This window comes from Thiohalophilus sp. (assembly GCF_034521165.1).
GTDB lineage: Bacteria > Pseudomonadota > Gammaproteobacteria > UBA6429 > Thiohalophilaceae > Thiohalophilus.
The window spans coordinates 74,829-94,218 of the sequence record NZ_JAXHMV010000016.1 but is presented as its reverse complement, the minus strand read 5'-3'; the positions used below and the strand labels follow the sequence as shown (position 1 = coordinate 94,218).

The 19,390-nt window shown below is 55.4% G+C and carries 21 protein-coding genes; 16 read left to right on the top strand and 5 right to left on the bottom strand.

Annotated features, from left to right (window positions below):
• Positions 1-134: 134 nt before the first annotated feature.
• The 4 genes from U5K34_RS15000 to U5K34_RS14985 all read left to right on the top strand — a co-directional run bounded on the left by U5K34_RS15000 (position 135) and on the right by U5K34_RS14985 (position 4,409).
• Positions 135-1,229 (top strand): alkene reductase, encoded by a 1,095-nt coding sequence (locus U5K34_RS15000; protein ID WP_322569213.1) that lies wholly within the window; start codon positions 135-137, stop codon positions 1,227-1,229.
• 101 nt (positions 1,230-1,330) lie between these two features.
• On the top strand, positions 1,331-2,191 hold the full coding sequence (locus U5K34_RS14995) for a DMT family transporter (RefSeq protein ID WP_322569212.1): 861 nt from the start codon (positions 1,331-1,333) through the stop codon (positions 2,189-2,191).
• Positions 2,192-2,314: 123 nt separating this feature from the next.
• Positions 2,315-3,088, top strand: coding sequence for a DUF2189 domain-containing protein (locus U5K34_RS14990; RefSeq protein WP_322569211.1), 774 nt, complete (start codon positions 2,315-2,317; stop codon positions 3,086-3,088).
• Between the two features lie 358 nt (positions 3,089-3,446).
• Positions 3,447-4,409 (top strand): GGDEF domain-containing protein, encoded by a 963-nt coding sequence (locus U5K34_RS14985; RefSeq protein WP_322569210.1) that lies wholly within the window; start codon positions 3,447-3,449, stop codon positions 4,407-4,409.
• A 58-nt stretch (positions 4,410-4,467) separates the two neighbouring features.
• On the opposite strand, the gene U5K34_RS14980 is transcribed toward U5K34_RS14985, so the two are convergent.
• Positions 4,468-5,202 carry a sulfite exporter TauE/SafE family protein gene (locus tag U5K34_RS14980; protein WP_322569209.1) on the bottom strand — a complete coding sequence of 245 codons (735 nt, stop codon included), beginning with the start codon at positions 5,200-5,202 and terminating at the stop codon, positions 4,468-4,470.
• Between the two features lie 202 nt (positions 5,203-5,404).
• On the opposite strand from U5K34_RS14980, the gene U5K34_RS14975 reads away from it, so the two are divergent.
• From U5K34_RS14975 to U5K34_RS14960, 4 genes are all read left to right on the top strand, one after another.
• Positions 5,405-6,280 carry an ion transporter gene (locus U5K34_RS14975; RefSeq protein WP_322569208.1) on the top strand — a complete coding sequence of 292 codons (876 nt, stop codon included), beginning with the start codon at positions 5,405-5,407 and terminating at the stop codon, positions 6,278-6,280.
• 144 nt (positions 6,281-6,424) lie between these two features.
• Complete coding sequence (locus U5K34_RS14970) at positions 6,425-7,054, top strand: class I SAM-dependent methyltransferase (protein ID WP_322569207.1); 630 nt, start codon at positions 6,425-6,427, stop codon at positions 7,052-7,054.
• 105 nt (positions 7,055-7,159) lie between these two features.
• Entirely contained in the window at positions 7,160-8,434 is a 1,275-nt protein-coding gene (locus U5K34_RS14965) for an NAD(P)/FAD-dependent oxidoreductase (protein ID WP_322569206.1), read from the top strand.
• A 27-nt stretch (positions 8,435-8,461) separates the two neighbouring features.
• Positions 8,462-8,932 carry a hemerythrin domain-containing protein gene (locus U5K34_RS14960; RefSeq protein ID WP_322569205.1) on the top strand — a complete coding sequence of 157 codons (471 nt, stop codon included), beginning with the start codon at positions 8,462-8,464 and terminating at the stop codon, positions 8,930-8,932.
• Positions 8,933-8,957: 25 nt separating this feature from the next.
• On the opposite strand, the gene U5K34_RS14955 is transcribed toward U5K34_RS14960, so the two are convergent.
• A complete protein-coding gene (locus tag U5K34_RS14955; RefSeq protein ID WP_322569204.1) occupies positions 8,958-10,007 on the bottom strand; it encodes a class I fructose-bisphosphate aldolase in 1,050 nt (349 codons plus the stop codon).
• Between the two features lie 203 nt (positions 10,008-10,210).
• Between U5K34_RS14955 and U5K34_RS14950 the strand changes: the two genes are divergently transcribed.
• Positions 10,211-10,357 (top strand): hypothetical protein, encoded by a 147-nt coding sequence (locus tag U5K34_RS14950; RefSeq protein ID WP_322569203.1) that lies wholly within the window; start codon positions 10,211-10,213, stop codon positions 10,355-10,357.
• 474 nt (positions 10,358-10,831) lie between these two features.
• Complete coding sequence (locus tag U5K34_RS14945; RefSeq protein WP_322569202.1) at positions 10,832-11,872, top strand: class I fructose-bisphosphate aldolase; 1,041 nt, start codon at positions 10,832-10,834, stop codon at positions 11,870-11,872.
• 103 nt (positions 11,873-11,975) lie between these two features.
• On the opposite strand, the gene U5K34_RS14940 is transcribed toward U5K34_RS14945, so the two are convergent.
• Positions 11,976-12,287 carry an FHA domain-containing protein gene (locus U5K34_RS14940; RefSeq protein ID WP_322569201.1) on the bottom strand — a complete coding sequence of 104 codons (312 nt, stop codon included), beginning with the start codon at positions 12,285-12,287 and terminating at the stop codon, positions 11,976-11,978.
• A 478-nt stretch (positions 12,288-12,765) separates the two neighbouring features.
• Between U5K34_RS14940 and U5K34_RS14935 the strand changes: the two genes are divergently transcribed.
• A complete protein-coding gene (locus U5K34_RS14935; protein WP_322569200.1) occupies positions 12,766-13,140 on the top strand; it encodes an ATPase, T2SS/T4P/T4SS family in 375 nt (124 codons plus the stop codon).
• Positions 13,141-13,259: 119 nt separating this feature from the next.
• Here the strand turns inward: U5K34_RS14935 and U5K34_RS14930 are convergent, their stop codons facing one another.
• Positions 13,260-14,465, bottom strand: coding sequence for an HD-GYP domain-containing protein (locus U5K34_RS14930; RefSeq protein WP_322569199.1), 1,206 nt, complete (start codon positions 14,463-14,465; stop codon positions 13,260-13,262).
• Between the two features lie 104 nt (positions 14,466-14,569).
• Complete coding sequence (locus tag U5K34_RS14925) at positions 14,570-14,818, bottom strand: hypothetical protein (protein ID WP_322569198.1); 249 nt, start codon at positions 14,816-14,818, stop codon at positions 14,570-14,572.
• A 220-nt stretch (positions 14,819-15,038) separates the two neighbouring features.
• Here U5K34_RS14925 and U5K34_RS14920 point away from each other — a divergent pair, with 220 nt between their 5' ends.
• The 5 genes from U5K34_RS14920 (at position 15,039) to U5K34_RS14900 (ending at position 19,369) form a co-directional block, all read left to right on the top strand.
• The gene (locus U5K34_RS14920) at positions 15,039-15,698 is read left to right on the top strand and encodes an energy transducer TonB (RefSeq protein WP_322569197.1); all 660 of its coding nucleotides are present in this window, start codon (positions 15,039-15,041) and stop codon (positions 15,696-15,698) included.
• Positions 15,699-15,703: 5 nt separating this feature from the next.
• Positions 15,704-16,420 carry a MotA/TolQ/ExbB proton channel family protein gene (locus U5K34_RS14915; protein ID WP_322569196.1) on the top strand — a complete coding sequence of 239 codons (717 nt, stop codon included), beginning with the start codon at positions 15,704-15,706 and terminating at the stop codon, positions 16,418-16,420.
• The gene (locus U5K34_RS14910; protein ID WP_322569195.1) at positions 16,420-16,830 is read left to right on the top strand and encodes a biopolymer transporter ExbD; all 411 of its coding nucleotides are present in this window, start codon (positions 16,420-16,422) and stop codon (positions 16,828-16,830) included. The genes U5K34_RS14915 and U5K34_RS14910 overlap by 1 nt, the downstream gene beginning before the upstream one ends.
• Before the next feature lie 64 nt (positions 16,831-16,894).
• Positions 16,895-17,014 (top strand): hemin uptake protein HemP, encoded by a 120-nt coding sequence (hemP, locus tag U5K34_RS14905; protein WP_322569194.1) that lies wholly within the window; start codon positions 16,895-16,897, stop codon positions 17,012-17,014.
• A 114-nt stretch (positions 17,015-17,128) separates the two neighbouring features.
• On the top strand, positions 17,129-19,369 hold the full coding sequence (locus U5K34_RS14900; RefSeq protein ID WP_322569193.1) for a TonB-dependent receptor family protein: 2,241 nt from the start codon (positions 17,129-17,131) through the stop codon (positions 19,367-19,369).
• Positions 19,370-19,390: the final 21 nt, after the last annotated feature.

Here is a 19,390-nt window from a genome sequence, read left to right as displayed (position 1 = left end):
AGCTCGCCCTGTTGGCGGTCAATCGCTGCGGATTGAATGAGTCAGATATTTTTTGCCCGGGAATATCCCGACAAGTAAATTCGATGATAACGGCTAATCACGCTGAATCCGCTGAACTGACAAGGAGTAACTGAATGCCTGCCACTTTGTTTGAACCGGTAAAAATCGGTGACCTGACCCTGGCTAACCGCGTTGTGATGGCGCCAATGACACGCAACCGCGCCATTGAGGACAATGTGCCCAATCCCCTGGCGGTGACCTATTATCAGCAACGGGCCGGGGCGGGGCTGATCATCACCGAAGCCTCGCAAGTCTCCCCCGAGGGTGTTGGTTATCCGGCCACGCCGGGGGTTCACAGCGAGGCACAGGTCGAGGGCTGGCGTCGCATCGTCGATGCCGTGCATGAAGCCGGTAGCCGGATATTCATTCAGTTATGGTATTGCGGACGCATCTCCCACCCGGATCTGTTGCCGGGCAATGCCACACCGGTGGCTCCTTCCGCGATACGCCCCGAGGGAGAGGCATTCACCTACGAAGGTCCCAAACCGTTTATTCAACCGCGTGCCCTGGAGACCGATGAGATTCCGGGGATTGTCGCGCAATATGAACATGCCGCGAACATGGCCAAACAGGCCGGTTTCGATGGGATCGAGGTGCACGGCGCCAACGGTTATCTGATCGATCAATTCCTGCGGGATGGCACCAACCAGCGCGAGGATCAGTATGGCGGCAGTGTCGAGAATCGCATGCGCCTGTTAAACGAAGTACTCGATGCCGTGGGTACGGTGTGGCCGGCAAACCGGGTCGGGGTACGCCTGACACCGGAGAACAGCTTCAATGACATGCTCGACTCGGATCCGCAGGGGCATTTCAGCTATTTCATCAATCAGTTGAACTCACGCGAACTGGCCTATCTGCATCTGCTGGAAGGTGACATGATAAACCAGAGCCGCACACTAGATTACCGGGCACTGCGCGATCAGTTCCACGGCCCGTACATGGGCAACAACGGTTACGACAAAGTGCGGGCACAGACCGCAATAGAACAAGGGGATGCGGACCTGGTTGCGTTCGGCGTACCGTTTCTGGCCAACCCGGATCTGGTGCGTCGCCTCAGAGAAGATTTGCCGCTCAATGAACCGGATTCATCAACCTTCTACGGGGGGGATGAGAAAGGTTATACTGACTATCCATATTACGACGAGATCCACCAGACAGCACCTGCATAGTTGGTCCGCTCATTGGACGCGGCTTGATGGCCTTTTCATAGTCAGATCGTGCCTGGAATTATGTTAGCTTAAACAGGGTTAACATAACCGGGTACACCAGTATGCATGCGAGCCATAAAGGCCTGTGGGCCGTTCACTCCGCCGTTTTTCTGTTCGGGTTAACGGCGTTGTTTTCCAAGCTCATCGCCCTGCCGGCGCTGGAGATTACTCTGCTGCGAAGCCTGTTCGCCGTACTGGCCTTATGGGGAGTAATGCGTTGGCAGGGGGAACCGCTGGGCCTGCAAGCCCGTCAGGATTACGCCATTGTATTATTGCTGGGTGTCCTGCTGGCCGGTCACTGGGTCACCTATTTTCATGCCATGCAGGTTTCATCCATCGCGGTGGGCGTGATTGCCCTTTACACCTTCCCGGTTATCACGGTGTTTCTGGAGCCGCTGTTTCATGGCGAGCGGCCACACTGGATCGATGTGATCAGCGGCGCGGGAGTGGTATTCGGAATTTATCTGCTGGTACCTGAATTTCATCTGGATGATACAACGACCCGGGGCGTATTGTGGGGTATCCTGTCAGCGTTACTGTTTTCATTACGCAATATTATTCAGGGCCGGTATTTCAATCGCTATCCGGCCAAACAGGCCCTGATGTACCAGATATTGATCACGATTGTGGTGCTATTACCGTTTGGTTCGGCGGTGATCCCCCAGGTCAGTTCCGTGCAGTGGGGGCAGCTGTTGTTACTGGGGGTGGTATTTACCGCCTTGCCACATACATTGTTTGCCTTCAGCTTGCGCCATTTCAAGGCTAAAACCGCCAGTCTGGTGGCCTGCCTGCAGGTGGTCTATGCCACACTGTTTGCCGCCTGGGTGCTGGGTGAATGGCCTGTGCTGACCACCGTGGCGGGCGGGGTAATTGTTGTCACGGCAGCCATGTTCGAAACCTACATGGCAGGGCGGCGCAGGTGAGCACCTGGGCACACGCAGCAGGGATTTCGGCTTTGGCGGGCTTTACCCGGTAAAGCCGATGTGCTTTTATCATGATTGTGAACAGACAGGGTCTGTTTTTAAACACGCACTGGGAGAGAAGGTATGCAATCATCCATCTCTGATGATGACCACACACTGGATTTACCGGAAATACGTCAGGTTGACATCAGTGAGCCGCTGCGCTGGCTGGAAGCCGGCTGGCAGGATTTTCGCCGTATGCCGTTATTCAGCGGCTTTTATGGCCTGATTTTTATTCTGTTGGGCTATGCTCTGACAGCGGCTACCTGGCAATCGCCGATACTGGTGATGACTTTCGTGACAGGCTTTTTTCTGGTCACGCCTTTTCTTGCCCTGGGACTTTATCACCTCAGCCGCCAGCGCGAACAAGGTGGCGCGGTGAGTTTAGCCCGGTCTTTGCTGGCGTTTCGCGAGAGAAAATTCGACGTGGCCCTGCTTGTGACTTTCCATGTGGTCGTCATGGTTGCCTGGATCCGTCTCACCACCCTGTTGAGTGCGCTGTATTTGAGTGGCACCCGTTTCAGTGTGTCGGTTTTGATCGAGAAGTTGTTCAGTACGCCGGAAGGCCTTGGCATGTTTGCCCTGTTTGTCCTGACCGGTGCGGCACTGGCGGTGCTGGTATTTATCACCAGCGTGGTGTCATGGCCCATGTTGCTGGATCGTAAAAGCGGGGTCATCAATGCGGTTGCGACCAGCATCCAGGTAGTCAATCGCAACAAGCTGGTCATGGTGCTGTGGGCCGTATTGATTGTTGGTTTGCTGTCGATTGGCCTGGCAACGTTATATCTTGGCCTGTTGATCATCATGCCGGTACTGGGGCATGCAACCTGGCATGCCTATCGTTCGCTTGTCGCCTGAGATTCTCCACACGGATGTTACCTGGCGAAGTCACTTCTGAGCCGGGACTTGTTTGTTTTCAGACAGAGGCGCAGGTCAGGTTGCGCGTAGCGCTACCTGACATTCTCCGTATCGACAGGGGGGAACACTGTTGTCGAGCACCGTCGTAAAGATGAGTTGACCGTGAATCACGAGGTGGTAGCTATCCCGCAATGTTGAGCCTTGGTTCACAGTACCAGAAACCGCATGGGTTAAATCAGGGTAAATACCTAGATACTTTTAATTATGTCTGTGCAAAAATTATTCGTGTAACATCACGGAAAAGTACTCAAAGGAGGGAAACGAAAAAAATTAACACGGTATAGCTAATTGGTGCGTGATGAACTGGAGTGTTTCCACTGCCGAACTGGCCGAATTATCCCTGTTAAAGGGTATTAGCCAGGCCGACCTGAGCTGGTTGATACACCAGTGCGAAGTTATTTCCCTGGAAGAAGAACAGGTTCTTCTCACTCCCGAGAAGGATAATCACACGATTTATATTGTTTTGAGCGGCCAACTGGTTGTTCAGTTTGATTCGCAGCGGGGCGGACTGCAGGCCCATGTTGATCCGGGAGGGTGGCTGGGCGAGATGTCAGTGATCGACCACAAGCGGCCTTCCGCAACCGTCGTGACGGAGACGCCGGTCCGGTTACTGGCGGTTCACGAAACTATCTGGTGGGAATTGATCGAACGCTCCCATGTCGCGGCACGTAATTTCCTGCATGCGCTGTCATCGCGCTTACGTGAAGATAACAGACTGATTACCGAGGGCATGCAAAAACAGAAGATATTCTCAGAAAAAGCGCAGACGGACTCGCTCACCGGTTTGCGAAATCGTCACTGGCTCAATGAGAAACTGCCCGAGTTACTTCGGCAACAGGAAGCCGGTTACCCCTCCTGCAGTTTACTGATGCTGGATATCGACCACTTCAAGCAATTCAATGATCAGTATGGGCATCTGGCCGGGGATCGTGTTCTGCAATCTGTTGCAAATATTGTCCGCGACAACCTGCGGGATAATGATGCCGCGATTCGTTACGGCGGCGAGGAAGTGATTCTCGTTCTTCCGGATACCAACGAACATAATGCTGTAGCGATTGCGCAAAGACTGCGGCAGTTTATCCGTGAGCATAAAGTCAAAAATTATGACGGCAGTCTGCTCCCGCCGGTGAGTGTGTCTATCGGAGTTTATATGATAAATTCTGGCGATACTGCCGAACAGGTTCTTGGCCGCGTCGATACTGCGCTCTACGAGGCCAAAAGGACCGGTCGTGATCGGGTCGTTAGCTGGATAAATGAGTAGCCCGATATCACACGGTTTTGTCGATATTGTCTTGCCAGCAATACTCCGGAACACAGCCCTATTTTACCAGTAGAGCCATGCCACTGATGATAAGCAAGACTCCGATAGCACGTTGAAACTGACGCTGGGTAATGGTGGTATGAATATGGCCGCCGATATACAGGCCAATCGCCATTAACGGCAACGAGCCGGCTATCCAGAGCAGGACCTCGCGGTTGTACAACCCGGCTATGGCGTAACCGGACAGGCGGATACCGCCCTCGATTAAAAACACCGTCGCAATGGTGGAGCGAAATACGCTCTTTGGTAGACCGCGTAACTGATAATAAATAACATACAGTGGTCCACCGGTACCGAACAACGTGCCCACAATCCCGCCCAGCGATCCCGCGGCAACCGACCAGCGGGCACTGATCTGGCGTTTCAGCACGGGACCGACGAGGCTATAGACGGCAAATAACAGCACAAACACCCCCAGGGCGTTAACCAGCATCGAGGTGTCCAGGCGCTTCAGCAGATAGAGGGCCAGTACCACCCCGAGCACGGTGAACGGCAAGACCGTCAATACATCCCGCCACGCGGTGTGCCGGCGGTGACGCCAGCCATGCACGAGGGAGGCGGTGACATCCACGACGCTGATATAGGGTACGACAAAGGTCAACGGCAGGAACAGTGCCAGCAGCGGAATGGCGATCAAACCGGAACCAAAGCCGGTGATGCCGCGAAAGACATAGGCGGCCAGCAGGATGGCGCAGGTTACCAGCAGCAGTTCGAGTGGGAGTGAGGGGAACATGGGCGGGTATTTTATCACCCTGGAACAAAGGTGCCTAATTCTACACAGGAACATGGTTTACCGGGTATGGCAGGGCGGGTTACCGGGAGGGCGGAAAAAACTGGTAAACTCTAACCGCTCCGGGCCACGGGTTCGGGGAGGGCAGTCTGTTACTGTTGGCAGGCTGGTGTGTCAGTCAAACTTCGTCTAGTCTGCAAATACCATGGTCGATGTCATTCTCCGGGATCTGGATCCCGCTTCATTGCGTGCCCGGGCCGGGCGCTGGATTGAATCGCGGCGTATCCAGCATGCGATTGTTGTTCTGATCATTATCAATGCGGTGATTCTCGGGCTGGAGACCTCCAGTGCGGTGATGGCGCAGGTTGGGCCGTTTTTGATTGGGGCTGACCGTATTATCCTGGCTGTATTTGTACTGGAGATTGGGATCAAGCTGTTTGCCTATCGCTTGCGGTTTTTCAGCGTGGCCTGGAATGTGTTCGACTTTGTGGTGGTCGCGATTGCGCTGATCCCGGCCAGTGGACCGCTGGCGGTGTTGCGTGCACTGCGCGTGTTGCGGGTGCTGCGCCTGATCTCCATGGTGCCCAAGCTGCGCTTTATCGTCGAAGCGCTGTTGCATGCGGTACCGGGGATTGCCTCGATCGCCGGTCTGATGCTGTTGCTGTTCTATGTTTTCGCGGTGATGGCGACCGGCCTTTACGGCGACGCCTTTCCTGAATGGTTCGGTTCCATTGGCGCCTCGATGTATACCCTGTTCCAGATCATGACGCTGGAGAGCTGGTCCATGGGTATCGTTCGGCCGGTGATGGAGGAGTATCCCTATGCCTGGCTGTTCTTCGTGCCGTTTATCCTGATCGCGACCTTCACCATGCTGAATCTGTTTATCGGCATCATTGTGGATACTATGCAGAGCATGCATGAGGTCGATCATGCCCGGGACCGAGGCGAGATTGAAAATACTATCCACCAGGAAAGCGGGGCGATTGAACAGGAAATCCGGGCTCTGCGCGAAGAAATCCGGGCCCTGCACACAGCGCTGGCCAGCGAGCGCGCCAATCCGGATGCCGGCCGAACCGAATAACCGGTTGTTTCTCAACAGCCTGCACCCCTCCCTGAGCTGATTTGATCCCGATCAAGGCACCATGCTCCCGTATGACCGACAAAGAGGGTTATCGTGGGTAATCGCCTGCGCAGGTACCTTGTCAAACCGGGATCTCGACACCGCATGTCCATTTCGCGTCGCCAGCACTGGGAACAGGTTTACCGGGATAAGGATGCCCGGGAGGTCAGCTGGTATCAGCCCCGTCCCGAGGTCTCGCTGGAGCTGATTCGCATTGTCGGTTGCCCGCATGACGCGCCGTTGATCGATATCGGTGGCGGCGCGGCCACGCTGGTCGACTGCCTGCTTGAGAGTGGTTATACGGATCTGAGCGTGCTGGATATTGCTGAATCGGCACTGCTCGCGGCGCAGCAGCGTCTTGGCCGGCAGGCGGCAAAAGTGGCGTGGATCCAGGCTGACATTACCGAGTATGCGCCGCAGCGTACGTATCGGCTCTGGCACGATCGGGCCGTATTCCACTTTTTGACCGGGGAAGCCGACCGACAGGCCTATATTGCGGCATTACGCGAAGGGCTACAGGTGGGAGGTCACCTGGTGATTGGCGCCTTTACGCACGATGGACCGCCGATGTGCAGCGGACTTCCGGTACGTCGCTACAGTGCCGGTTTGCTTAACCAGACCCTCGGCGAGGAATTCGAGCTGCTGGGCTCCCGTGAGGAGGGGCACAGAACCCCGGCGGGAAAAATCCAGGAATTCTGCTTCTATTTGTATGTCTATCGGGGCGCAGCGGGATAAATTCGTAAAAAAATCGGGGTTTTACTGATTTTCGTCAATTTCTTTTCCGGCTTTTTGTGCCAAAATATTTTAATAACTTGCATCAATTATGAAAGGGGGTTTGCTGTGGCACATATTGTAATTCTGGGTGCTGGCATTGGTGGCGTTCCTGCCGCTTACGAGATGCGCGAGGCGCTGGGCAAGGCGCATGAGATTACCGTCGTCAACGCGACGGATTATTTTCAGTTTGTTCCCTCCAACCCCTGGCTGGCGGTCGGCTGGCGAACCCGGCCGAAAATCACCGTGTCGATCGGCCGCTATCTCGAGAAGCGTAATATCAACTTTATTGCCAAACGCGTCGATGCCATTGACGCGGACAACAGCACCCTCAACCTCGAGGGTGGCGAAACGGTGAATTATGACTACCTGGTGATTACCACCGGGGCGAAGCTGGCTTTCGACGAAGTGGAGGGAACCGGTCCCGATGGCGGCTATACCCAGTCGATCTGTACCGTCGATCATGCGGAAAAATCCTATGCCGATTTCCAGAAGCTGCTGGAAGATCCCGGCCCTGTCATTGTAGGCGCTGCCCCGTTCGCCAGTTGCTTTGGACCGGCTTATGAATATGCGGCGATTCTGCACCAGGCCCTGAAGAAACACAAAATTCGCGACAAGGTGCCGATTACCTTTGTCACCAGCGAGCCCTATATCGGCCACCTGGGCCTCGGCGGTGTCGGGGATTCCAAAGGCATGCTGGAGCATGAGTTCCGGAATCGGCATATCAATTGGATCACCAACGCCAAAACGACCCGGGTCGAAGACGGCAAGATGTATGTCGACGAGCTGAATGAAGACGGCGAAGTCAAAAAGCAGCATGAGCTGGAGTTCAAACATGCCATGATGTTACCCGCCTTCAAGGGGGTCGATGCGGTCGCCAATGTGCCGGAACTGTGTAACCCGCGTGGCTTCGTCATGGTGGACGAACATCAGCGCAGCAAGAAATACTCCAATATCTTCTCGGCCGGCGTCTGTATCGCTATACCACCGGTAGAGCCCACCCCGGTACCGACCGGGGCACCGAAGACGGGGTATATGATCGAATCCATGGTGACCGCGATCGTGAACAATATCCAGGCCGAACTGGAAGACAAACCGGTCGAATCCACGGGCAGCTGGAATGCCTTTTGCCTCGCGGACCTGGGCGATACCGGTGCCGCGTTTGTGGCCATCCCGCAGATTCCACCGCGTAATGTCACCTGGTTCAAAAAAGGTAAATGGGTCCACTGGGCCAAAATAGGCTTTGAGAAATACTTCCTGTACAAGATTAAACGGGGCGTTTCCGAGCCGATGTTTGAAAAAATGGCGTTGAAGATGATGGGGATCGTCCGACTGAAAAAGTAGGCGGATCTATCCATATAAGGAGGAGCGATGTCGGAAAAGAGCACCGATAACTGGCTGGTACACGATCATCGCCGTTTCGAGGAGACCGTCAAACAATGTGAGCTTGCTGCCGGTGCCGAGGACTGGAAAACGGCGGTGCAGCTGTTCAACAGCGTGATTGATGATCTGAAACTGCATATACAAATGGAAGACGAGGTGATCTACCCGTTTTTCAAACAGGAAGTCGCGGACCCGGACGATGATATCGGCGACCTGATGTATGAGCACGACAATCTCGAGCGGCTACTCAACGATCTGGCCACGGTGATCAAAAATCGTAATTTTGATCATTTCGAGACTTCCCTGGAACCGCTCTATCAGGCGATGCTCGAACACAATGCCCACGAGGAAGAGGTTCTCAAGCGCATGGGTGACGCGCCCTTGTTGGCCAATCGCGAGAAAATCGTTCAGCAACTGGAGTCCATCAACCCGGGCGTCAGTCGTAACTGGGAGTTTTGAGTATAGCCTGCGAAGAATGGTCCGATCAGGCGATAGTTACTTTCGAGTCCAGATAGACGTCCTGAATGGCGTTGAGCAAGGCGACGCCTTCTTGCATGGGCTTTTGAAATGCCTTGCGGCCACTGATCAGGCCCATGCCGCCGGCCCGTTTGTTGATGACCGCGGTACGAACGGCCTGCTGCAAATCGTTTTCACCGGAGGCGCCGCCGGAATTGATCATACCGACCCGACCCATATAGCAATTGGCGACCTGGTAGCGGACCAGATCAATCGGATGCTCGGAGGCCAGTTTGTCATACATGTCGGGGTGCGTTTTGCCAAAACCAATGGCGGTAAATCCGCCGTTGAGTGTCGCCTGTTTCTGTTTGATGATGTCGGCATCGATCGTCGCTGCCAGATGGTTGGCCTGGCCGGTCAGATCCGCCGCCGTGTGATAGTCATTGTCCTGTTGTTTGAAGTCGCTGTTGCGCAGATAAGCCCACAGAACCGTAACCAGCCCCAGTGAATGGGCATATTCGAAAGCCTCGCTGATTTCCATGATCTGGCGCCGTGATTCGGGCGAGCCATAATAGACCGTTGCGCCGACGGCTACGGCGCCCATGTCAAAGGCCTGGTCGACGCTGGCAAACAGGGTTTGATCATAGTGCGTGGGATAGCTCAGCACCTCGTTGTGATTAATCTTGAGGATCATCGGAATTTTATGGGCATAGTCCCGGGCGACCGACTGCAGCACACCAAGGGTGGAGGCGATGGCATTACAGCCACCCTGTATCGCCAGTTCAAACAGATTGGCCGGATCAAAATAGGCGGGATTCGGGGCAAAAGACGCACCGGCGGTATGCTCCACACCCTGATCCACCGGCAGAATCGAGACATAACCGGTGTTGGCCAGCCGGCCATGCTGGAAAATGGCATTGAGGTTGCGCAAGACCGCCGGTTTGCGGTTCTTGCGCGCCACCACCCGTTCCAGGTAATCGGGGCCGGGCAGGTGTAGGTTCGTATCGGGCAGGGTGGTACAACGGTGGCTGAGCAGATCGTCGGCCTCGTTGCCGAGTAACGCAGTAATGTCGGTCATTGTGTCACCTGTGTTGTCGCTGAATGTCGAGACAGTACGCATGAACATGCGGGCCTCGGGCAATGTTATAATGAAAGCATAGTCAAATTATCATACTTGTCATCCATTTTTATGACAGGAGTCTTTAATGAGAAAATGCAATTTATTTGTCACGGATATATCTTTTTAACAATGTCCTTGATGATAGGGCCGACAATGCTGTCATGTACCGGAATCAGTTCGATGCACTGGAATTGTGTGCCATGTATTCCGCCGATCCTTCTTCTGACAATATTACTGGCTATACTCTGACCGACAATGACGTCAATGCAAGCTACAAGGGGATCGACGGGGCCGTGGCGATGAGCTGACCATCGCCGCCAGTGGCAGTCCTTCCTCCATGTCTATTGGCGCGGTCTACAAATTCTGAGGCCGATTTTCTAACTGCACGCCACAGACGGATCTGTCATCCCGTGACAGATCCGTTTTTTATCCTGATACCCTCGTGGTGAAGGCGGTTGCTGGTTGGCTTTTTTAATCAATAAACTGAAGTTATCAAACAGCCATAATCCTGCACTTTCTGTAACAACTTATTCCCCGGTACTTTTTGCCGGCTTGTGAACGCCCGTCTGGCGCCATGTTTGTGCCTTTATTATGTTGCACTGTGAATAATGTTATCCGTTGCATTGCAGGCCATAAACAATATTTTTTAGCCGTCAGCGAATTTGTACGCTAGCTTTAGGGCCAGGAAAATTCAGCGCGTTACCGGCCCGACCGTCGACAGCACCGGATGCTCTCGGTAGCGGGTCGGAGAGCGAAGTCAACTAATTACAGGAGGTCGTACAATGGATTACGCTGCACTGAAAGAGACCGCCCGGGCCATGGTGGCGCCCGGACAGGGTATTCTGGCGATGGATGAAAGCAATCCGACCTGCGGCAAGCGCCTGCAGTCTGTCGGTGTGGAGAACACCGAGTCCAACCGGATTGCCTACCGGGATTTGCTACTCGGTACGCCGGGACTGGGTGAGTACATCAGCGGCGCGATTTTGTACGATGAGACCATCCGCCAGAAAAATCCCGAGGGACAGGCGTTTATCGAACTGATGCAACAGCAGACTATTATTCCCGGCATCAAGGTCGATACCGGGGCCAAGGATCTGGCGCTGCATCCGGGCGAGAAGGTAACCGAAGGGCTGGATGGTCTGCGTGAACGGCTGGAAGAATATCGCGGCTTCGGCGCCCGGTTTTGCAAGTGGCGCGCCGTGATTACCATCGACATGGACAAAGGCTTGCCGAGCCGCGCCTGTATCGAGGCCAATGCCCATGCGCTGGCCCGTTATGCCGCGTTGTGTCAGGAAGCCGGGCTGGTGCCCATCGTTGAGCCTGAAGTGCTGCTGGACGGCGGCCATTCCATCGAGGACAGTTTTGCCATCACCCGCGAAACCCAGCATACGGTCTTCGAACAGCTTTATCGGCAGAATATTTTCTTCGAGGGGATGGTACTCAAACCCAGCATGGTGGTCAGTGGCAAGGAGAACGCCAGACAGGCCGGCATCCAGGAAGTGGCCGAGCGCACGCTCGAATGCCTGCAGCAGACTGTTCCCGCGGCGGTGCCGGGGATCGCTTTCCTCTCCGGCGGGCAGAGCGATGAGCAGGCCACGCAGCACCTGAACACCATGAACCGGCTGGCCGGGACTCTCTCATTGCCCTGGCAACTGACCTTCTCCTATGCCCGCGCCCTGCAGCATCAGGCATTGAGCACCTGGAAGGGCGATACGGGCCAGGTGGATGCGGCTCGCAAGGCGTTATTGCATCGGGCCAGACTCAATGCGCTGGCCAGCAAAGGCGAATACAAGGATGAGATGGAGCAGCAGGAGGCTGCCTGAAGGGACCTGAAATGATCCGATAATGTGTCTCAGGGCCTCGCCGGGCGATGTTGACGCCATCGCCCGGCTTTTTTATGTCCGTCGGCTGATAGCGGGTTTTCTGTCAGACGAGGGTTTTCACCTGATCAGATTCGGGATCCAGCCGCAGTTGATGCGCGCCGATTTTCAGTACATCCCCCGGTTGCAGAACTTTTTTGTTGACCTTCTTGCCATTGACATAGGTGCCGTTGGTACTGCCCAGATCCTCGACGTGCGTGGCATTGAAGTAGGTCACAATGCGGGCATGATGCTTGCTGATCGTTTTATCATCCAGGTGCAGACTGTTGTCCTCGGCACGGCCAATGGTGAGCGTGCCGGCGGCGAGTTCGCACACCGTGATCTGCTGGCTGTCACGTAATACCGAGATTCTGGTCATAGGTCTAAATCCTGTTCCGGTGCATCCCTGTTAGGTCGTTTCTAATCGAAAAGTCGGAAATCGGATTGCGCCCGGCTTCCATGCGAAGTGATGAAACGCCGTTTCAATTCCCTATTATCCGCTTTTTCCACTAAAAGAAAATCAGGGTAAGTACCTAGGCCATAACGGGTATGCCTGAGGGCAGAAACGGGTCGGCTGACGTGTGGAACCAAAATCCTGAGTAATAAACTCGGCCTTGCAGGAGAAGAATCTGATTGCCTGAATCCCCTGCCCGGCTTGTAAATCGCTGAAAAGGCCCTGCAAAATTAGTTACCGTAATTCGGTGAGTACAGACCGAAAAGACTGTCTTTGTCGATAGAACGAGCAGGAAAGTGGAGATTTGAAAATGAATCGGCAATCCGACAACGACCCGAATGAGCAGATTTAGGAGAGGGAAGACTGGTTACGGCCACTTCACCAGCGGCTGACCCGGGAGTTGTTGCAGGTTATCTCACAGACCGATGAAAAGCGCGAAGATCACCCCGAGGATCTGCCCCCGGAAGCCAAGGCCCTGCTTGTGGATGCGATGCGCGAACGGGCAACGGATATTCATCTGGATTCAAATTCGGACGGTATTCTGGTACGCCTGCGGATCGATGGCCGAATCCTCGATGCTACATTGTTGAGTGAGACAACAGGTCAACTCATGATCAATCAGTTCAAGGCGATGGCCCGGCTCAATATTAAACGCCGCTTTAGCCCGGAGGAGAGCCGGATCAAATGGCCGATCGCCGTACTCTCTATCGCCAGTTCAACGACCGACGACACCGTTTCCTTATCGATGACGGCCTGGAGAAGGTTGTCAAGGGCATGATAAGTCTGACTGTGCTGCAGGCAATGGGTGGTCTCAGTACACTGCCTCATATCGACATGTTATAAGATAATTATCCGGCGTATATCGTTGCGGTTGATGGTTCCTTTGCTCCGGATTGTTTAAAAGGACAGTTTTTGTATCTCTATGCCATATTCCCCGTCGGCCAAAGTCCGTCGGATGCTGACCGGGTGCCGGTCTTTGCTGTAATTATCCAGACTGACCAGAGTGTAAGAACCGTAAGGTTGCTTGTCCGGATCAAGCAGGAGGATGACATCCGGTCGCAGGTTATGACCGCTCTTCTGGGCCTTGACGATACCCACCTCGCCTGAGCTTAGTTCAACCAGAGACCCAGTTGGATAGGTGCTGAGCGTCTGGATAAAGTATTCCACCAACATTTCATCGAACTGCCTGCCTCGTTGTTTGTACAACATCTCTTCCGCCCTGGAGGGGGATAGCGTCTCGGCATAAGGACGTGGACTGGTGACGGCGACATACTGATCCACAAGGCCGGCTATCTGTCCAAACAGGGGGATCTGACTTCCCTGTAGCCCAGAGGGATAGCCGCCACCGTTGAGACGTTCGTGATGCGTGCGAATGATCTCGAACACACTGTCCGGATAATCCGCGCTCTTCTGCAACAGGTTGATGCCAAGCTCAACGTGGGATTTCATTTTCTCCCATTCAGTGTCGTCAAGACGCTGGTCTTTATATAGCAGTTCCGTTGGCAGGCAAAGTTTGCCTATATCCATCAACAGACAACCAACAGCGAGATGTTGTAACTGTTCTTCGACAATGCCCAGCTTGCGTCCAAGGGCGGTTGCCCAGACGGCGGATGTCAGTGCATCTTTGTATAAAAAGGAGTCGAATTTTCGTAGCCGGGTAAGCCAGACATAGGCATCGGGGTTACTGGTGACACTACTGACCAGCTTTCTGGCAGGTTGTTGGACAATTTCGAACGGGATAGTACCTTTTGTACGAATATATGATTCGAGCTCATTGAAAAGTTTAATGAAAGCGGTGTGATTTTGTCTGGCCCTGTGGATTTCTTTATCAATATGAACCGTCTTCCTGTAGCTGGTTTGATTCAGAAGTTCGCTATTCGTTGACATGAAGGGTTTATCGGAAGCTCGCGCGGTTAGCTCGATCTCCTCATCCGGAACGATGACATAGACATGACGCGTGTGGCGTTGCAGCTCAGCGATCTCCTTTTGATCATGCAACTCGAAGCCCTGAAACATAAAGGGTGTTTCAGTCCAGGGGCGATCGAGATTGGAGACATACATGCCTATCTCAAGCTGGTCAGACGAAATTTTTTTTATCGGCATGGGCTTTCTGCATGGTGTCGGTGTGCCTGCGATTGTCATCAGTGTCTGCAGAGCGCGATGCGAGGCGATTTCCCGTAAGGCGGGGCGACAATTGACGTCAAGCCTCAGAAAACGGCCTTTTGTAAAAACATAGCAGTTAATAATGCCTGTTGCCGGTTATTATCCTGGCCGTAACCTGCAGCGCGCTCCGGCGGAGATAACTGTGGCCTTGTTGTCGGCCTGGTCGATTCCAGTACGCGGTATTCAGGGCGCGTCATTGCAGCCTGGGTCAGTGGCTGAACCAGCCAGACCAGGCCGACAACAAGGCCAAGACAGAGCAGGCAGGCGAGCAGCAGTTTGCCGAGCTTGTTCATATGAGCTCCTCCCGGTAGTCCATGTCCAGTTTCCTGGCAGATTCCCTGTTTTACCTCTAATCGGCCGGAAAACGAAATCTTTTCCCGGGGTCGGGGCCTGCGGGGATAAATTTTATTAATCTAATTAACAACGATTCTCATTACCATTACTATTTCTGCTCTGTAGGGATCCGGTGGAGGCCCTGTGCTAACTGACTGATTTTACTGGAGGCCAGAGACGATGGGGACAGCAGGCAACGGTCGCTGGTTAGGCGCCTGTCGCGACAAGTTGCTGTGTCCCTCATTGAAAGTGGCACTGCTGCTGGTCAGTCTGGCCGCTCACGGCGGAGCGCTGGTCTGGATGGCCAGCGTCAGTGACCCGCAGGCACCCAGAGTCAGCGCCCAGCGCACCATCCAGGTGAGCATGGTGGAGCGCAAGGCGGAGCCCGAACCAAAACCGGAGCCAAAGCCGGAGCCAAAGCCGGAGCCAAAACCGGAGCCAAAACCCGAGCCGGAGCCAGAACCGGAGCCGGAACCCGAGCCGGAACCGACGCGCGAAGCGGAACAGGCGCCCGAGGAGACGGAGACAACGGAGACGGGGGATCCGGAGCCGGTCACCAGTCAGCCGTTGTTCGAGGACGAGTACCTGAATAACCGGCCACCTGATTATCCCCGCGCATCACTGCGCCTGGGCGAAGAAGGGGATGTGCAACTGCGGGTACGGGTCGGCGCCGATGGCAATCCGCAGGAGGTGGAACTGGCCAGCTCCAGCGGCTCGACGCGACTGGATCGGGCTGCATTGCAGGCGGTCAAGCGCTGGCGTTTTGAGCCGGCGCGCCGTGGTGGTTCGGCTATCGCAGCCTGGGTGGTCGTGCCGATTACATTCAAACTGGAGAGTTGAGCGTTATGTCACTGGATTACGTTTTCGCGCAGGGCGACGGAGTGCTGATTGCCGTATTTGTCACGCTGGTGCTGATGTCCGTCGCCACCTGGTACCTGATCCTGGCCGGCATCGTGCTGGTGCGTGGGCAACGTAAAGCCAACCGCCGTTTTCTCGACGGTTTCTGGAACGCCCATGATCTGGATGAAGCCGAGCAGGTGGTACAACAGTCAGGCAGTCCGCTGGGACGCATTGCCCTGGCCGGTATCAACGGTCTGCGCCATTACCGGGATAGGCAACATACCCGACTGGGGGATGCCTGCAGTACCGACGAGTTTCTGGTGCGTACTATTCGCAACGCAATGAACAGCGAGAGCACTCGCCTGCAGTCCGGATTGACCGTGCTGGCCTCGGTGGGCAGTACCGCCCCGTTCGTCGGCCTGTTCGGCACTGTCTGGGGGATCTATCACGCCCTGCTGGATATCGCCGCCCAGGGCAATGCCAGCATGGAAGTGGTGGCCGGTCCGCTGGGCGAGGCATTGATCGCGACCGCCGCCGGCCTGGCCGCGGCGATTCCGGCGGTCCTCGCCTACAACGCGAGGGTGCGGGCCAACCGGGTGCTGATGGATGAGCAGGATGCTTTCGCCCACGATCTGCACGCCTTTTTGATGACCGGCGCCGGGCTCTCCCGTCAATCCGATGCGGTGAAACCGTCGCTGCGCGTGGCGGCGGAGGGGGCGTAATGGCCTTCGGCGGTTTCGGACAGTCGGCGGAACAACCGATGGCGGAGATCAACATGATTCCGCTGGTGGATGTAATGCTGGTATTGCTGGTGGTGTTCATTATTACCGCGCCGGTGATCACCCATGCGGTCAAGGTGGATCTGCCGGCGGCTTCATCCAGTCCCAGCGAACAGGATGAACAGACCATCGTGATCGGTATCGAGGCCGACGGGGGATTGTTGTGGGACGGCGATGCTCTGTCGTGGGAGCAATTCACCTCACGCCTGCAGAGCGTCAACAAACCGGAACAGGAGCTGCATCTGGAAGCGGATCGGGCCGCGAACTACGAGTCGATTGCCAAAGTGATGGCGGCCGCCCGGCGCCATGGCATAGAACGTATCGGTTTTGTCACCGAACCGGAGAAACAGTAGCGCGATGAGTGAAAAACGATCGTCAAATCCGGAACCCCGGAATCGCAATACATCCGAATCCGGTATGCACCTGATCAGTAGCGAGGCCTTGCTGCCGGACGGCCGGCCCTTGCATATCGAACACCGGGGCGAGATTTACATGCTGCGGCGAACCCGCAGCGGCAAACTGATATTAACCAAGTAACGAATTCAAAATTCAAAACTCAACATTCAACATTAATTTACTGCCAGCCAGCTGTGCATCCATTGATGCCGGTCAGCCAGCCCAGAAATGTCGTTCAATCAATGGGAGACTGTCATGCACAGCAAACAAAAAACCTGTAAGACCACTACTACATCATGTCGCCTGGCGCCTTTGGCTGCTGCGGTCGCTTTTGCGCTGACCTCGCCGGTGCTGTATGCCGACGAAGGCAAAACCTCGAAATCCCGGGTACTGGAGCGGGTTACCGTGGTCGGCAGTCAGCAAGGTGCCCAGGCGATCGCCGGTTCCGCGCATTTCATCAGCGAGGAAGAGCTGGAAAAACACGAGTACAGCGATATCAATCGTATTCTGCGTGAAGTACCGGGCGTGAATCTGCAGGAAGAAGATGGTTATGGCCTGCGGCCCAACATCGGCATGCGGGGCACGGGCGTGGATCGCAGTGCGCGTATCACGCTGATGGAAGACGGTGTACTGGCCGCGCCGGCGCCCTATTCGGCACCGGCGGCCTATTATTTCCCCAGCGCCGGACGCATGGAGTCGGTGGAAGTGCGCAAGGGGTCCAGTTCCATTAAATACGGCCCCAATACCACCGGTGGCGCGCTGAACCTGATCAGCCGTTCCATTCCCAATCAGTTTGGTGGCCAGGTCGATGTCAGTCAGGGCAGCGATACCACCCGTCGCACCCATGTTCATGTGGGTGACAGTGGTGAGCAGTTTGGCTGGATGGCGGAAACCTTCCAGTACAGCTCCGACGGTTTCAAGGACCTGGACAATGGCGGTAATACCGGTTTCGATACCGAGGATTACCTGACCAAGTTCCGTGTTGTTACCGGCGCGGATGCGAAGACCTACCAGGAGCTCGAACTCAAGCTGGGCGCCTATGACGAGGTCTCCAACGAAACCTATCTGGGTTTGACTCAGGACGACTTCAATGCGACACCTCTTCGGCGTTACGCCGCCTCGCAGCGCGATCAAATGAATGCGGATCAGCAACAGTATAGCCTGCGTCACTTTGCCGAGTTGTCTCCGAAGGCGGATGTGACAACGACCCTGTATCGCCAGGATTTCGCGCGTAACTGGTACAAGCTGGACAAGGTCAACGGTAACGGTATCAGTTCCATCCTGGATGATCCCTCGACCTTCTCGGCAGAAATGGCGGTCATCAAGGGTGGGGACAGCGCGGATGATTATCTGTCGGTCAAGGCCAATAACCGTGGATACTATTCACAGGGTGTCCAGTCGGTGCTGGCCATGTCATTCGACAAGGGCGGCGCACGGCACGATATCGAGTACGGCCTGCGTTATCACGAGGACGAGATCGACCGTTTCCAGCATGTCGATCAATACAAGATGGATAATGGTACCATGGTGCTGACCACCGCCGGTGCACCGGGCTCCGAAAGTAACCGGGTCTCCAGCGCAACGGCTCTGGCCGCCTTTGTGCAGGATACCATTCAATTTGACAAATGGACCCTGCAGCCAGGTCTGCGTTATGAGTCCATCGACACCGAACGCAAGGATTACGGCACCAGCGATCCCGGCCGCACCGGTAGCAGTCTGACTGTCACCGAGCACTCGATTGATGTCTGGATCCCCGGTTTCGGTGCAACCTATCAGCTCAATGATCGGGTTCGCTTGCTGGCCGGCATTCATCGCGGCTTTACGCCGCCGTCACCAGGCTCCGATGCGGACGAGGAGAAGAGCGTCAACCTCGAAGCCGGTCTGCGTTATAACGATGGAAGCATGCAGGGTGAGGCCATTGCCTTCTACAACGACTACAGCAACCTGCTGGGCACCTGCACCGCATCCAGCGGCGGCGGTTGCACCATCGGCGATCAGTTCCAGGCCGGTGAAGTGACCGTGCAGGGACTGGAAGCTTCTCTCAGCTGGGATCTGGCCGCCGACAGTGGCAAGGCTTATGGTTTGCCGGTACGCCTGAGCTATACCTATACCGATGCCACCTTCGACAACGGCTTCTCCAGCAGCTTCGGCGAGTGGGGCACCGTGGAACCGGGCGATGAACTGCCCTATCTGCCGCAGCATCAGTTATCGGCCGGAATCGGTGTGGAATACAGCAACTGGCGTGTGGATCTGGCCGCCAAGTATAAGGATGAAATGCGGACCGTAGCCGGTCAGGGCGGCATCCCGGCGGATGAGAAGGTCGACTCCCACCTGGTGGTCGATCTTGGCGGTGATTATCGCTTCGCCGAGAACAGCAAGGTGTATCTGACCGTCGAGAACCTGCTGGATGAGACCTATGCGGTGGCCCGGCGTCCGGCCGGGTTGCGTCCCGGCAAGCCGCGCACCTTCATGCTCGGCCTCAAGCACGACTTTTAAACTCCTCCAATAACTCCTCTG